Genomic DNA, 1,149 nt, shown 5'->3' with positions numbered 1-1,149 from the left:
AGACTTCAGCACCCACACTTATCAACAAGACTTTCATGTTGCACCCAATCCTAGAAAAATCATTCAATTAGACGCATCAGGCAAACAAGGTCGCTATGTTAGAATCCAGTTGCTTGACAGTGACTATCTCTCTCTAGCAGAAGTTCAGGTTATGGGTGTTGGTTCTTTGCATTTTGCTGAGGTAGATTATTCTAGTGCTCAGAATGATTTTGGTGGGTTTAATAATGTGCCAAATTATGCTAATAAGACGGCTTTTGCTGCCATTAAAGCCGACGGTTCAATCATGGCGTGGGGTAATTCGAATAATGGAGGCACAAGTGCGCTCTCTGAGAGCGGCTATACCAAGATTTATTCAAATTTATATGCCTTTGCCGCCCTTAAAGCCGATGGGTCAATCGTGGCGTGGGGTAGTTTAAGTCATGGAGGCACAGGTGCGCCCTCTGATAATGGCTATACTAAGATTTATTCAAATGGACATGCCTTTGCCGCCCTTAAAGCCGATGGGTCAATCACGGCATGGGGTTATGAAGATACAGGTGTGCCCTCTGGTAATGGCTATACCAAGATTTATTCAACTAATGGCGCCTTTGCCGCCCTTAAAGCCGATGGGTCAATCACGGCGTGGGGTAATTCAAATTCTGGAGGCATAGGTGCGCCCTCTGGTAATGGCTATACCAAGATTTATTCAACTGATACTGCCTTTGCCGCCCTTAAAGCCGATGGATCAATCGTGGCATGGGGTAATTCGGGTCATGGGGGTTCTGGTGCACCCTCTGGTAATAGTTATACCAAGATTTATTCAACTAATAACGCCTTTGCCGCCCTTAAAGTCGATGGTTCAATCAAGGCGTGGGGTGGTCCAGATTCTGGAGGTGAAAACACACCCACTGACAAAGGTTATATCAAGATTTATTCAACTGCAACTGCCTTTGCCGCCCTCAAAGCCGATGGTTCAATCAAGGTGTGGGATGATCCAGATTCTGGAGGCGCAAACGCACCCACTGACAAAGGTTATATCAAGATTTATTCAACTGCATATTCCTTTGCTGCCCTTAAAGCTGATGGTTCAATCACGGTGTGGGGTGACTCATTTACTGGAGGCGGAAACACATCCAGCGTACCCACTGACAAAGGCTATATCAAGATTTA

The 1,149-nt window shown here is 45.7% G+C and carries 1 pseudogene; it reads left to right on the top strand.

The annotated features are described in order from the left end of the window. A pseudogene (locus BBROOKSOX_RS11360) lies at nucleotides 1-1,149 on the top strand (hypothetical protein); the annotation flags it as partial.

The organism is bacterium endosymbiont of Bathymodiolus sp. 5 South (genome assembly GCF_900128535.1).
Classification (GTDB): Bacteria; Pseudomonadota; Gammaproteobacteria; order PS1; family Pseudothioglobaceae; genus Thiodubiliella.
Note: the sequence above shows the minus strand (reverse complement) of the source record. Positions and strands in the feature narration are given on the sequence as shown.